14 protein-coding genes are annotated in these 14802 nt (G+C 34.5%); 6 read left to right on the top strand and 8 right to left on the bottom strand.

Annotated features, from left to right (window positions below):
• Window positions 1-207: 207 nt before the first annotated feature.
• The 6 genes from NQ499_RS00155 to galE are packed head-to-tail and all read left to right on the top strand — an operon-like array spanning window position 208 to window position 6581.
• Entirely contained in the window at window positions 208-528 is a 321-nt protein-coding gene (locus tag NQ499_RS00155; protein WP_006504439.1) for a PTS lactose/cellobiose transporter subunit IIA, read from the top strand.
• Complete coding sequence (locus NQ499_RS00160; RefSeq protein WP_006504440.1) at window positions 528-2189, top strand: PTS transporter subunit EIIC; 1662 nt, start codon at window positions 528-530, stop codon at window positions 2187-2189. The genes NQ499_RS00155 and NQ499_RS00160 overlap by 1 nt, the downstream gene beginning before the upstream one ends.
• Window positions 2190-2193: 4 nt before the next feature.
• The gene (gene lacG / locus NQ499_RS00165; RefSeq protein ID WP_006504441.1) at window positions 2194-3594 is read left to right on the top strand and encodes a 6-phospho-beta-galactosidase; all 1401 of its coding nucleotides are present in this window, start codon (window positions 2194-2196) and stop codon (window positions 3592-3594) included.
• A gap of 2 nt (window positions 3595-3596) precedes the next feature.
• A complete protein-coding gene (locus NQ499_RS00170; RefSeq protein ID WP_006504442.1) occupies window positions 3597-4250 on the top strand; it encodes an HAD family hydrolase in 654 nt (217 codons plus the stop codon).
• A 46-nt stretch (window positions 4251-4296) separates the two neighbouring features.
• Window positions 4297-5580, top strand: coding sequence for a galactokinase (locus NQ499_RS00175; protein ID WP_006504443.1), 1284 nt, complete (start codon window positions 4297-4299; stop codon window positions 5578-5580).
• A gap of 2 nt (window positions 5581-5582) precedes the next feature.
• Window positions 5583-6581, top strand: a complete 999-nt coding sequence (galE, locus tag NQ499_RS00180) for a UDP-glucose 4-epimerase GalE (protein ID WP_259848561.1) — start codon at window positions 5583-5585, stop codon at window positions 6579-6581.
• Window positions 6582-6630: 49 nt separating this feature from the next.
• Here galE and NQ499_RS00185 read toward each other — a convergent pair whose 3' ends face one another.
• The 8 genes from NQ499_RS00185 to NQ499_RS00220 form a co-directional block, all read right to left on the bottom strand.
• Window positions 6631-7197 (bottom strand): nucleotidyltransferase family protein, encoded by a 567-nt coding sequence (locus NQ499_RS00185; RefSeq protein WP_006504874.1) that lies wholly within the window; start codon window positions 7195-7197, stop codon window positions 6631-6633.
• Complete coding sequence (locus NQ499_RS00190) at window positions 7190-9478, bottom strand: xanthine dehydrogenase family protein molybdopterin-binding subunit (RefSeq protein WP_006504873.1); 2289 nt, start codon at window positions 9476-9478, stop codon at window positions 7190-7192. Before NQ499_RS00190 ends, NQ499_RS00185 begins: the two co-directional genes overlap by 8 nt.
• Complete coding sequence (locus tag NQ499_RS00195; protein ID WP_006504872.1) at window positions 9475-9951, bottom strand: (2Fe-2S)-binding protein; 477 nt, start codon at window positions 9949-9951, stop codon at window positions 9475-9477. Before NQ499_RS00195 ends, NQ499_RS00190 begins: the two co-directional genes overlap by 4 nt.
• A gap of 1 nt (window position 9952) precedes the next feature.
• A complete protein-coding gene (locus NQ499_RS00200; protein WP_006504871.1) occupies window positions 9953-10726 on the bottom strand; it encodes an FAD binding domain-containing protein in 774 nt (257 codons plus the stop codon).
• Between the two features lie 15 nt (window positions 10727-10741).
• The gene (locus NQ499_RS00205; RefSeq protein WP_006504870.1) at window positions 10742-11734 is read right to left on the bottom strand and encodes an ABC transporter substrate-binding protein; all 993 of its coding nucleotides are present in this window, start codon (window positions 11732-11734) and stop codon (window positions 10742-10744) included.
• A 117-nt stretch (window positions 11735-11851) separates the two neighbouring features.
• The gene (locus NQ499_RS00210; protein WP_006504869.1) at window positions 11852-12496 is read right to left on the bottom strand and encodes a hypothetical protein; all 645 of its coding nucleotides are present in this window, start codon (window positions 12494-12496) and stop codon (window positions 11852-11854) included.
• A gap of 5 nt (window positions 12497-12501) precedes the next feature.
• Window positions 12502-13212, bottom strand: a complete 711-nt coding sequence (locus NQ499_RS00215; RefSeq protein WP_040389659.1) for a metallophosphoesterase family protein — start codon at window positions 13210-13212, stop codon at window positions 12502-12504.
• A gap of 98 nt (window positions 13213-13310) precedes the next feature.
• Window positions 13311-14723 carry a polysaccharide deacetylase family protein gene (locus NQ499_RS00220; RefSeq protein WP_006504867.1) on the bottom strand — a complete coding sequence of 471 codons (1413 nt, stop codon included), beginning with the start codon at window positions 14721-14723 and terminating at the stop codon, window positions 13311-13313.
• Window positions 14724-14802: the final 79 nt, after the last annotated feature.

Consider the following 14802-nt stretch of genomic DNA (forward strand, 5'->3'; position numbering starts at 1 on the left):
CAGTATATCATTCAAGATTTTCCTAATCAACACAAATCAAACAAAAACGAACATTTATAAATTAATTACGTATATATTTTAACATGATTGTTTGTAATTGTTTAATTAAATGTTTTATAATGTTTATTTTTGTTGACAATTGATGTGTGAGCGATTACACTGTAGGTGTAGAAAACAAAAGGAAACAAGAAGAGGAGAGAAAACAAAATGACTAAAGATGAATTAAGTATGGTAGGCTTTGAAATCGTAGCTTACTCAGGAGATGCAAGAAGTACTTTATTAGAATTATTAAAAGAAATGCGTGCAGGTAATTTTGATAATGTAGAAGAAAAGTTAAAGGATGCAGATGCAAACATTAATTTAGCACATCAGTCTCAGACAACTATTCTTCAACAGGAAGCACGTGGTGAGGATATGGAAATGGGATTTATCTTCATTCATGGTCAGGATCATTTAATGACAACAATATTATTAAGAGATGTTATTGAGGACTTTATTACTTTATATAGAGAGAGAGGAACAAAATAATGTTAGACGCTGTCATTAAGAAAATCGAAAAGGGTAAACCATTTTTCGATAAAATTGCTCAAAATATTTATTTAGGTGCTGTACGTGATGGCTTCTTAACAGCAATGCCAGCCATCTTATTCTCAAGTGTATTTATCTTAGCTGCTTCAATTCCAGAAATCTTTGGAATTAAGTTACCAGCAGATGTCTCAACATGGTTATGGAAAGTCTATAACTATTCAATGGGTATTGTTGGTTTACTAGTATCAGCAACAACTGCAAAGTGCTTAGCTGAAAGCATGAATCGTCGTTTACCAGAAGGTAAAGTAATCAACACAACTTCAGTTATGCTTGCAAGTATTTGTGGTTTCTTTATGTTAGCAGTCAGTGATGTAAAGCTTGGTATCTCTACTACTTATTTAGGTACTAAAGGTTTACTTGCTTCATTCATCGCTGCATTCATCACAGTTAAGATGTATAAGTTCTGTGTTGAAAAAGATGTCACTATTCATATGCCAAAAGAAGTGCCAGGTACAATCTCTCAGATGTTCAGAGATGTGTTCCCATTCTCTTTCTCAGTATTGGTATGTGTTATTATTGATTTAATTGTTCGTAATTTATTTGGTTATACTTTTGCAGAAGCAATCATCACATTATTACAGCCATTATTCACAGCTGCAGATGGTTATTTAGGAATCTGTATTATCTGGGGTGCAATGGCAATGTTCTGGTTCGTTGGTGTACATGGTCCAAGTATTGTTGAACCAGCTATCGCTGCAATCATCTACGCAAACGTAGATGCAAACTTAGTATTATTTAAAGCAGGACATCAGGCTGCAAATGTATTAACAGTAGGTTTAGGTAACTTCGTAGGTACAATGGGTGGTACAGGTGCTACTCTAGTTGTTCCATTCTTATTTATGTTATTTGCTAGATCTAAACAGTTAAAAGCTGTTGGTAAAACAACTTTCATTCCAGTATGTTTCGCAGTTAATGAACCATTATTATTTGCGACTCCAATCGTATTAAACCCATATTTCTTTGTTCCATTCTTACTTGCACCAATGGTGAACGTATCATTATTCAAGTTCTTCGTTGATGTATTAAAGATGAACTCATTCATTTATGTATTACCTTGGGCTACTCCTGCTCCAATTGGTTTGATTTTAGGTACAGGTATTAGTTTCTTAGCTGTATTACTTGCTGTATTATTAATCGTAGTAGATGGTATTATTTACTTACCATTCGTTAAAGCATATGATGCTTCATTATTAGAAGAAGAAAAACAGAAAGAAGCTTTAGAAGCATTAGAAGAACAGGTTAAAGAAGAAGAAACTGAAACAAATGAACCTCTTCAATTAGATAAGAAAATCAATGTATTAGTATTATGTGTAGGTGCTGGTACAAGTGCTATGTTTGCGAATGCTGTTAAAGAAGGGGCTAAAGAAACTGGTTTACCAGTAGATGCCACTGCAAGTGCTTATGGTAATCACTATGATATCTTAAAGAACTATGATGTTGTTGTCTTATCTCCACAGGTACAGGCTCATTTAGAAGAAGTAAAACAGGATGCGAAAGAAGGTACTAAAGTCATTGCAACTAAGGGTGCTCAATATATTCAGTTAACTCGTGATCCTAAGGGTGCTGTTGAATTTATCGTTGAACAGGAAAAGGAAGGTTAAGTACATGAAATTCTCTGATGATTTTATCTTTGGTGGCGCTACAGCTGCTTATCAGTGTGAAGGTAGTACATTAGAATATGGTAAAGGTAAAGTGTCTTGGGACGACTTTCTTGCAAAGCAGGGTCGCTTCAAGGCAGATCCTGCCAGTGATTTCTACCACCAGTATGGACAAGATTTAAAGCTATGTAAAATGTTTGGTATTAATGGAATTCGTATCTCTATTTCATGGGCACGTATCTTCCCTGATGGTATAAGAAAAATCAATCAGGAAGGTATTGATTTCTATCATAGAGTATTCCAGGAATGTCATAAGAATAATGTAGAACCATTTATCACTTTACATCACTTTGATACACCGGATACTTTATATCAGAAGGGTGATTTCTTAAATAGAGAAACAGTGGATGCATTTGTAGACTATGCAAAATTCTGTTTTGAAGAATATAAGGATGAAGTTAAATATTGGTTTACTTTCAATGAAATCTGGGCAGTAGCTACAAACACTTATATTGAAGGAACATTCCCTAATGGTGAAAAATATAATATGACAAAAGCATTCCAGATCATGCATAATATGATGCTTGCTCATGCGAAAGCTGTTGTTGCTTATAAAGAAGCAGGATATAAAGGACAGATTGGCTGCGTACAGTCATTAGAATATAAGTATCCTTATGATGAAAATAGTTTAGATGATATCCAGGCTGCAAAGAACGAAGATGTATTACAGAACCAGTTCTTATTAGATGCAACATTCAAAGGATATTACTCTACTGAAACAATGGAAATTGTAGATCGTTTAGTGGCAATCAATAATGGTCAACTAGATTTAAGAGATGAAGACTTTGAAGTCATGAAGAAAGCAGCAATCTTAATTGACTATATGGGTATGAACTATTACCAGTCACGTTTCATTCAGTACTATGATGGTGAGAATGATATCCATCATAATGGAACTGGTGAAAAGGGTACTTCACGTTTCTGTTTAAAGAATGTAGGACGTAGAATGGAAAAAGAAGGTATTCCTAGAACTGACTGGGACTGGTTAATTCATCCAGAAAGTATGTTTGATATGTTAGTGCGTATTCGTCAGCAGTATCCAAACTACAAGTGTATCTATATTACAGAAAATGGTATGGGTTATAAAGACGAATTTGTAGATGGTGTCATTGATGATGCTCCAAGAATTGATTACATCAAGAAACATCTACAGTATGCACTTAAAGCAGTTGAAGCAGGTGTAAATGTAAAAGGCTATTTTGTATGGTCTCTCATGGATATGTTCTCATGGACTAATGGTTATAATAAACGTTATGGTTTATTCTATGTAGACTATGAAACACAGAAACGTTATCCAAAAGCAAGTGCTTATTGGTATAAGAGCGTATCAGAAACGAAAGAGGTATAATTATGAATTCTTATAAAGGAGTTATATTTGATTTTAATGGAACATTGTTCTTTGACAACCCAAAGCATGTATTAGCCTGGGGAAAGATTTCCGAGGAAATAAGACATCATGGAATCAGCGAAGAAGAACTACATGAACATTTCAATGGTGTTCCTAATAATAAGATCATTGAATACTTATTTGAAGGACAGTGTACAGATGAACAGAAACAGAAATACTCTTTACTTAAGGAACAGTATTATCGTGAATTTTGTAAGGAAGATAAAGAAACATTCCATTTAGTTGCTGGAGCAACAGAATTCTTTGATAAACTTAAAAACAACAACATTCCATTTACTATCGCAAGTGCATCCATTAAACCAAATATTGATTTCTTTGTAGAATCATTTCATCTTGATCATTGGATCAATCCTGATGATATTGTATATGATGATGGAACTTATGAGAATAAGATCATGATGTTCAAGAAAGCAGCACATATTTTAGGATTAGAGGTAAGTGATTGCTTAATCATCGAAGACTCCCTAAGTGGTATTGAAAATGCCTATAAAGCAGGATGTAGAAATATAATCGTAATCGATTCTGCAAATAAAAAAGATGAATATCAGAAGTTACCTGGCGTAACAAAAGTGATTGATACTTTTAAAGAGATTTAAGAAAGAGCCATCCACCAGGGATGGCTTTTATTATGGAGGATAAAACATGAAGGCAAGTGTAGTAAGAGAAGAATTTAAATCAAATAAACATAATCAATTATTAGAAGACTTATATGAAGATAGTAGCTTAGTCAATTATCAGAAAGATAGATATGCCAATGCATTAGATAAGTTCGTTGAACTTTATGGTGATGAAAATGTCAGCATCTATAGTGCTGCAGGTAGAAGTGAAATCTCAGGTAACCATACAGACCATCAGCATGGCTGTGTATTAGCTGGTTCTATTAACTTAGATGCGATTGGTGTAGTGGCTAGACAGGATGATGTAATCAATGTTGTATCTGACAGCTTTAATATTAAGCCAATCTATTTAAATGATTTAGATAAGAAGGATGAAGAAGAAGGTACAAGTGAAGCGTTAATCAGAGGTGTTGTCTCTAAACTTAAAGAACTTGGCTACAATATCGGTGGTTTCAAAGCATTCATTACAAGTGATGTATTAGTAGGGGCTGGTTTATCTAGCTCAGCTGCTTTTGAAACAATCATTGGTACAATCATTGATGGTTTATATAATGATATGAGCATCGATATGGTCACTATCGCAAAAGTAGGTCAGTATGCTGAAAATGTTTATTTTGGTAAGCCTTGTGGATTAATGGACCAGTGTGCATGTGCTGTTGGTGGATTGATCTCTATCGATTTCAAGGATACAGAACATCCTGTTGTAAATCATGTAGATGTAGACTTCTCTAAATATGATCATAGCTTATGTATCGTTGATACAAAGGGAAGCCATGCAGACTTAACAGATGCTTATGGTGCTATCCCAACTGAAATGAAGGATGTCGCTCATTACTTTGGTAAGGAATTCTTAAGAGAAGTAGATGAAAAGGAATTCTTTGATCATCTTGCTGATGTCAGAGCGGCCGTTAAGAATGATAGAGAAATTCTAAGAGCTATTCATTTCTTCAAGGAAAATGCTAGAGTACCTCAAATTGTTGAAGCATTAAACAATGATGACTTTGACTTATTCAAGAAGCTAATCAAGGAATCTGGTAACTCAAGCTATAAGTTCTTACAGAATGTTTATGCAGACTTTGATTATAAGCATCAGGCAGTTTCTGCAGGTCTAGCATTAAGTGAAATCATATTAGGCGACCATGGGGTTGCTAGAGTGCACGGTGGAGGCTTCGCAGGTACAATTCAGGCTTTCGTTGAGAATGATTTCGTTGTAGAATATAAGAGTCAGATAGAGAAATTATTTGGCGAAGGCAGCTGCCATGTACTTAAGGTAAGAAAATTAGGTGGCTGCAAAGTTATGGAGGAATAAATATGAACGTATTAGTTACAGGTGGTGCAGGTTATATTGGCAGTCATGTCTGTGTAGAATTACTACAGAGCGGACATGATGTTGTAGTCATCGATGACTTCTCAAATTCAAAACCAGAAGCCTTAGATGCCATTCATGAAATTACTGGTAAGAAAGTAAAGTTCTATGAATTTAACGTTTTAGATGAAGATAAGACAGAAGCAGTATTCAAGGAAAATAAATTGGATGCAGTCATTCACTGTGCAGCCTTCAAGGCAGTAGGTGAATCAGTAGTAAAGCCTATTGAATATTATACAAATAACTTAATGACAACTCTTATTGTTGCTAAGCTTATGAAGAAGTATCATGTCCCTTCAATTGTATTCTCTTCAAGTGCTACAGTATATGGTGATCCAAAGGTTGTCCCATTAACTGAAGACTGTGAATTAGGACAGACTACAAACCCATATGGTTCTACAAAGGCTATGATGGAAAGAATCCTAACAGATGTACAGCATGCTGTACCAGAAATGTCTGTTACACTTCTTCGTTACTTCAACCCAATTGGTGCCCATGAATCAGGATTATTAGGAGAAGATCCAAAGGGAATTCCAAACAACCTTATGCCTTATATCATGAAGGTGGCAGCAGGTGAACTTCCTTGCTTAGGTGTATTTGGTGATGATTATGATACACCAGATGGAACAGGTGTACGTGACTACATCCATGTTGTAGACTTAGCTAAGGGTCATGTTCTTGCAATTGAAAAATATGCAACACCAGGTGTTCATATCTGTAACCTAGGAACAGGTAAAGGATATAGCGTATTAGAAATCGTTAAGGCTTTTGAAAAGGTAAATGGTGTAAAAGTACCTTATGAAATCAAGCCAAGACGTGCCGGTGATATCGCAACATGTTATGCAGATCCTACTCGTGCAAAAGAACAGTTAGGATGGGTAGCTGAAAAAACACTTGATGATATGTGCAGAGATACTTGGAACTTTGCAAAGAAACATATGTAACACTTAAGTCTCTCGAAAGAGGGGCTTTTTTGATGCAATAAAAAAGCAACTATTGTAGTTGCTTCAGGTCTTCTTGATAATCTATATCATAGAGTTCTTTTACATTCTCTACTTGTATATATTCTACTTCATCAGGATGCTTATTTAATACCTTTCTTCCACCTTGGTCTTCTTTTAATAGAAGTAACTCAGGAATATAAGAACTATCAAATAGAGTAGGGTTACCTGCTTTTTCTTTATAAGCACAACTGGCAAGTTTATGCTTTGTATGCATCAGTTTATCTATAGTATTCATAGAAATATAAGGCTGATCAGCAACCATGAAGATCATTCTAAATGGCTTCTCTAACGTATTTAAATAGTTCACAGCCGCCTTAATAGAATAAGAGAGACCATGAATACTCTCTAAACATAAAATGCTGAGAGCGCCTCTTTGAGCCGCATATTGTAGAATCTCATCATATTGTGATACGACAATCACATGATCATGTTCCTTTAATATGAGATCTAATGCATGTTGATAGAGTGGTTTATTTTGAAAAGGAAACAGCAGTTTGTTCCCTTTAAAACGTCTGCTGTTTCCTGATGCAAGATATATAATATATGTTTTATTCATCGATAGCCATGACAATCTTTTCAGGTGTCATTGGAAGGTCTCTGATCCATGCACCACATGCACTGTGGATGGCAGCACATAAGGCTGGGGCTGGTGTATTGATGACACATTCACCAATAGACTTTGCACCAAATGGACCTGTCTTTTCATAACTGCTTTCAAAATAAACACGTAAATGACCCATATCAAGTCTTGTAGGAATCTTATATGTCATGAAGTTATTTTCTGTTAAGGCACCTTTAGGTGAATAAGTAATACTTTCAGATAATGCCATACCAATACCCTGAACAAGACCACCTTCAGTCTGTACAGTGGCTAAATTTGTATTTACGACAGTACCACAGTCTACAACGGCCACATAATCTAATATTTCTACAGAACCAGTTTCTTTATCTAACGCAATTTCTGCCATACCTACCATATATGGTGGTGGAGAAATTTTAGATGAATGAGTGCATGTTACCTGGATAGGGACAGTATTTCCACACTGAGAGAATGTTGCAATATCCATATGTGTAAATGATTCATTTGTAGCTGGATTATCAATTGTATTGCCAGTAAATACTAATGATTCAGGATCACATTCCCACTTATTGGCAGCAATCTTCATCATGTTCTCTTTGAGCTCTTCACTTGCTTTTCTTACAGCCATACCAGTAACATAAGTTGTACTAGAAGCATAAGAACCAGAATCATATGGAGAAGCATCAGTGTCTGCACCAAAGACAACAATATTGTCTACATCACATTCTAATTCTTCTGCAGCCATCTGGGCAAGAATAGTATCACATCCAGTACCCATATCTGCAGCACCAATGCTTAACATATAAGAACCATCATCATTTAACTTTAATGTAGCAGACCCAACATCGACACCAGAGATACCTGATCCCTGCATTGCCATTGCAACACCCGCTGCCTTAATACGACCATCAGGCATTACAGTAGGAGTCTTACGGTTTTCCCAGTCAAATTCTTTCTTAGCACGTTCCATACATTTATCTAATGCACAGCTATCCGCAATTTCACCATAGTAGGCATCCATCTTCTGACCCTGACGTACCATGTTCTTTTCTCTGATTTCTACTGGATCCATATGTAAAATATCAGCTAATTCATTGACACATGTTTCTAATGCATAAATACCCTGAGTCGCACCATATCCACGATATGCACCAGAAGATAATCTATTTGTATAAACAACATCATAATGGAAGCGGAACGCTTCTAGATTATTTGTATAAAGAGGAATAGACTTATGACCTGATAAACCTACAGTTGTAGGACCATGTTCACCAAAGGCCCCAGAGTTAGATAATGTATATATATCGATGGCACGAATAGTACCATCATTCATAGCACCAACTTTAGTAGTGACTTCCATTTCATGACGTGGACTACCCGCAATCTGAGATTCAGTACGAGTATAAATAAGCTTAGATGGTTTCTTAGTCATCCATGTAACAAATGCAGGATAAATTTCAGTCACAAGTGACTGCTTTGCACCAAAGCCACCACCAATACGAGGCTTTTCAACACGAATCTGAGATTTAGGAATATCTAAAGCATTCGCAAGAATACGACGTGCATGGAAGACAATCTGTGTAGAACTAATGACATGTAAACGACCATAAGTATCAATTTCACAATAAGTTCTGAATGTTTCCATCATCGCCTGATTGACTGCAGGAACATGATAAGTACGTTCAATCACATGATCACATGATTTAAATACTTCTTCTAGATCACCATGTGTTTCATCCGCAGATGCTACTAAGTTACGCTTATTATCTGCACCTACAGGACATAATGCTTTCCAGTTATCTTCAGGATGTACAAGAATAGGATTATCCTTAGCTGTTCTAAAGTCTAATACCGCTTCTTCTACCTGATATTTTACTTTAATTAGCTTCAATGCTTCATCTACTTTCTTTTCATCATAACCAGCAACAATCGCAACTGGGTCACCTACAAATCTTACTCTCTGATCTAAGATCAAACGATCATAAGGACTAGGTTCTGGATAAGTCTGACCAGCCATAGTAAAACGTTTCTGAGGCACATCTTTATAAGTATAAACAGCTTCAATTGTATCTACTGCCTTAGCTGCTTCTGTATCAATACTCTCAATTAATGCATTAGCATGAGGAGAATGAACAAGCTTTACAATTAAACAGTCATGAGGTGTTACATCATCCACATAGACAGGTTTACCTAATAATAGGTTCATTGCATCTTTTTTTCTTATAGGTTTATTGACCTGTTTTAATTCCTGACTCATCCTAACACTTCCTTTCCATTTTCCTTGCAGTAATTAATATAGTTTCTAATACCTCTTAATTGTCCTTCATAACCGGAACAACGACAAAGGTTACCAGATAAGAATGCTCTGATTTCATCATCACTTGGATCTTTATTTTCTTCTAGTAATGCGATTGTATTCATCATAAATCCAGGATTACAGAAACCACACTGTTCAGCCCCCTGATCAGCAATAAATTCAGCAAGAGGTCTTGCTTTTTCCTGTAAACCTTCTAGAGTTGTCACTTCATGACCTGCAGCTCTTGCTGCAAGAACACTACAAGAAAGAACTGGTTTGTTGTCTAATAATACTGTACATAATCCACAGTTACTTGTATCACAGCCTCGTTTAACACTAAGACAATGTTCACTTCTTACAAAATCAATAAGAAGAGTATCTGGTGAAATACTACGAGTCATTGTTTTTCCATTTAATGTAATTGTAATTTCCATCTTACTGTGCCTCCAATTCCTTTAATGAACGTCTCATAAGAACCTTTACAAGCTTCTGACGATATTCTGCACTACCTAAGTTATTGCTTCCAAGTTTGATTTCAGAAGATACTTCTTCAATAAACGCTTCAATAGACGCATCATTTAATTCCATCTGTTTCTCATAAGCAATTGCCTTTAAAGGACGACCACCAATTACTACAGAATAAGTATCATTCATATAACTTGCACAACAAGTAAGAACAGGGAAATCAGTACTTACATTTCTCTGTGACTTATAACAAACCTTAATAGGTGTCTTCTTTACAATAACACGTACAAGAATATCAAGAGAAGGACGCATCCAAGCAAACTCTCTTATAGGTACAATACCACCGTTATATAATTCTACATAAGCATCTAATCCCATAAACATAGATAATACATCAGAGAAACCATAACGACCAAAAATAGAACCTCCTACAGTTGCACAGTTTCTAAACTGCACACCAATAATATGTTCTACACTATGCTTCATTGCATCATGTGTATAAGCATTTAATCCTGCATGAGTTTCTAACTGACGTAATGTCACCATTGCGCCAATAGTAAACTGTTCATCATCTTCTTCGATAGTATCTAAATGAAGATCACATAAATCAATTGCCTTTTCAACTGATCTATTCATCATCTTCAACCATAACATACCACCTACAATAATGTTTTTTCTGTTCTGAACGAGTTCATAAGCTTCCTCAAGCGACTGAGGTCTTACATATTCCTGAATATTTAACATCTTTTTCTATCCTTTCTATTTTGTGATAAGTGTTTCATCAAGACTAAAACCATAAAACTCTTTATAAAAATCTATAACATCCTTTTTATAATTCTCATATGTATAATCATGAGGATGAAGTACATATGATAGCCAGAGTGATGCAAGAATATGAGAAGGAACAGGATCCATCCATGATTCAACCACATCAGGCATAATATAAATCTTCTTGTTCTTCACTATATCAAGTGATGAGAAGAATTCATAGTTATAAATAGAATCTTTTGAATAAGAAGCATTACGAGGCATGATCACCATATCTGGGTTTAAAGTTAATAATGTTTCTAACGCAATAGTAGGGTAGTCTACACCTTTAATACTCGCTGCAGCATTTTTCACATGTGCTGTAGTTAGTATAGTACTTTGAAACATAGAAGGTGTGACAGGTCTATAAATAGACTCTTTTGAAGCAATATAAACATGCTTATTAGAAGTACCTAAACTATTCATCTTACTCTTTTTAGTACTATAATAGTTCTTTAACTTCTTCGCATTGTTTTGTTTACCACAAACTTTCGCAATAAGTGAAACCATGGCCTCATACTTCTTTTCACTAGAAGGATCAACCACAATAACTTTTATATGTCTTTCTTCAAAATCCTCAATAAGATCCTTATTCTCTTTCATCATAAATACTACATCAGGTGCTGTCTTTGCGATAAGACTGACATTACATCCTACCTGAGGTAGTTCTAATAAATCAGGATCAGTCTTTTGATAAATGCTTCTAGATGAAGCATTCTTTTCTATACCAACTAACTGATCATTTACTCCTAATGCGAGGCATGTAGAAGTTGTTATATATGAAGTGCTTACTACACGTTTTACTTGGTCTTTAATTGTAATCTGACGTCCTATCTGATCATTCACAATAATCGCATCAGATTCTTCTTCTTTATCTGAAGAACATCCAGGTAATAATGAGATGAGTAAAAATAGACAAACAATTGAAATAATTCTTTTCTTCAAAACAAATCTCCTTACGATATTATTCAGTATATTTTCCGAAAAAATTATATCATGAAAATGTGAATAATAAACAAAAAATATAGGATACCAAAAGAAAAAGCCTACATTGAGTAGGCTTTAAATACGAATTGTTTCTTGTAATGGATATTGGTTGAGTAAGTATTGTGAATCAGAGCTAATTATATGCATTTCATTCATGAAATGATGTAATAAATAGCTGAACGTATTGTCATAACATTCCTTCTTTAACTTATAGAAAGGAGTGTACTTTAATTCAACTAAGTCTTGTTCTCTTAATGACATCTCTAGTTGATGGTTTCCATCAATGACAGTATAGAGTCCATTACTCATATAGGAATCAGTAATAACGGGATAATATTTAATGCTTTTTATATTCTTTTGTGAACATTGGAATTGATTTAACAAGTAGATGTTCATATCAAAAGGAATAGGATGGTTGATTCTATTTCTATCTAGTTCATCTTCAGTCATAGATTGAATAGAAGATGTCTGATAAGCATCTGATTGAATCACATGATCAATATTAAAATAAACCTTATAGCTTCCTACATGAGGAATAGAATAGTTCATCACATAATATTCAGCATCAGTTAAATGATCTATAGAAATAGAATTATATTGATTTTCATCCAACATACTAAAAAGATCATACCATTTGTTGATAAAATTCTGTTGATGTACAAGGGTAGTTACACTTAAATGTTTTAAGTAATTAAGAAAATCAGTTTTACGTTGATTCATATATATCACCTTTCTAAGCAATAAATCGTATTAAAGAGAATAACATGTTTATAAATGGTTTGATCAATATGGAGATGTCCAGAAAACCATAACTTATATGTAACTTGTTGTTCTATGTCATCCATGACTTCATCTATGTTTCTAAGATGAGGAAGAGTATAGTCGTTAAGGTTACAAGGAATAGTACGTGTATGTAAAAGTTCTTTAATATGGAATGGACAATCATGCGTAATAATATAGTCAACATGAAAGTTATATTGAAGTAAGTTATTCAATGCTTCATTCCATTCTTGTGTTGTAGGTAATTCCTGCTGCCACCATGAACGATGTTCTACACGTGTTTCTATATCACATGAATAGCCACCACCAAAAGTAAAGAATGTCTTTCCATCAATTGTATAAATCTGTCCTCTCATCAAATGAATCACAGATTCCTTAATAAAATGCACCTTTCCACCATGCCAGCGAGATACAGGATAATCATCCAATAATTCAAAGTTCTCATGATTGCCATCCACAAATAATGTAGTCCATGGCTGTGAATCCAACCAGTCACGCCAGAATAAATCTGGTAACATATCATCCCATACAGCTCCAAAATCACCACATATAATGACATAATCTTCTTTTGTAAGTATCTGTCCCTCAGGAAAATGATGAGGCTTTAATTTAGAGATATCAAAAGGACAATGTGTATCACCGGTAATATAAATCATAGACATCCTCTCTTTTGTCTTTAGTCTATCATACCAATAAAAAGTTCTTCTTAAGTCTATGTAAAATTTAAGTAAAGAAAAAAGCCTCGAATGAGGCTTTAGTTTAATACTCTTTGATGAGGTGTAAATGTTGTATCATCAATACCCTTGAATGTATAACCAAGGCTCTGATAATGTTCAATAACTTTAGGTAATGCTTCTACAGTTGTATTCTTTGCAGCTGTATCATGGAATAAGATCATAATCTGATTATTACGAGAAGCTGTCGCATTCGCAATAAGTCTTGCAGTAGGCACATTATTACCTGATGCATCTCCACTGCTGACATTCCAGTCATAATACTGATAACCTTTTTCCTGTACCATTCTAGTAAGACGACTCATAATACCTGCAGAATAATGTCTAGAAACTGTATTAGAACTTCCTCCAGGGAATCTAATATAACGAGGAGTAAATCCAATAAGACCCTTAACCATATTACCTACTTTATTTAAATCATTAAAGTAAGCATCAGTAGAAGCATAAACAGTACGATAATCATGACAATAAGTATGAAGTGCTATAGTATTACCTCTCTTATGTGCTTCCTGAATTAAGTAATTATATTTCTGACCATTACCAGTCACAAAGAATGTCGCTTTCGCATGATATCTATCAAGAATATCTAATACACGCTGAGTATTCTGAGAAGGTCCATCATCAAATGTAAGATAAACAACCTTTTCACCACTTGGTGCAATTGCATTGGCAGGACGTGGATTATTCACAATAACAGTCTGTGTATACTTTCTTTTATTACCAGACTTATCTTTAGTTGTATAGATGACTTTATAAGTACCTGCTTTTCCAAAATCTACTTTGCTGCTATCTACAGATACCTTAGGATTCTTATCAAAATCATCTTCTACAGTAATACCTTTCATGAAATCAATATTAGAACCTACAGTCGTATCATAATTCTGAAGACCTGCAAGTAATGGTGCTTTAGTATCCTTTACTGCTTTCACATTGACTTCTTTTTCAGTCTTATTACCACCCTGATCTTCTACAACAACAGTAACCTTTTGTGTACCTTCTTTATCAAAAGACACATCTTTCTTAAAGTAAGTCTTAGTCTTTGTTTCATCTTTAATATCAGTCACAAATTCACTTGCTTTAACTTTAGTACCTACTTCTACTGCTTTATTCACTACTTTAAATGTAGGCTTCTTAGTATCTACAACTTCTACATTTAATACATAGTTCTTCTTGTTTAGTGTATAAGTAATCTTATACTTTCCAAGTTTTTTGACGTTAACTTTAGAATTATCTACAGTCACATCACTCTTATTACCTCTTACTTTTTTAATAAAAGACATAGGATTGTAAGTACTATTGATTTCAATATCCTGTGTACTTTCATTAAAGCTAACAGCTGGACGTGTCATGAAATAAATGCCTAGACCAAGCACTAAAACGACAATACAGCCTAATAGGACATATGCCCTCTTTCTTAAATGACGTTTTTTCATTTCTTTTCTCCCTCAACTTTATATCTTCAACAATTTTGTATTATATATCTAATATGTGTAATTTGTGTGGAAATTAAGA

This window comes from Catenibacterium mitsuokai (genome assembly GCF_025148785.1).
GTDB lineage: Bacteria > Bacillota_I > Bacilli_A > Erysipelotrichales > Coprobacillaceae > Catenibacterium > Catenibacterium mitsuoka.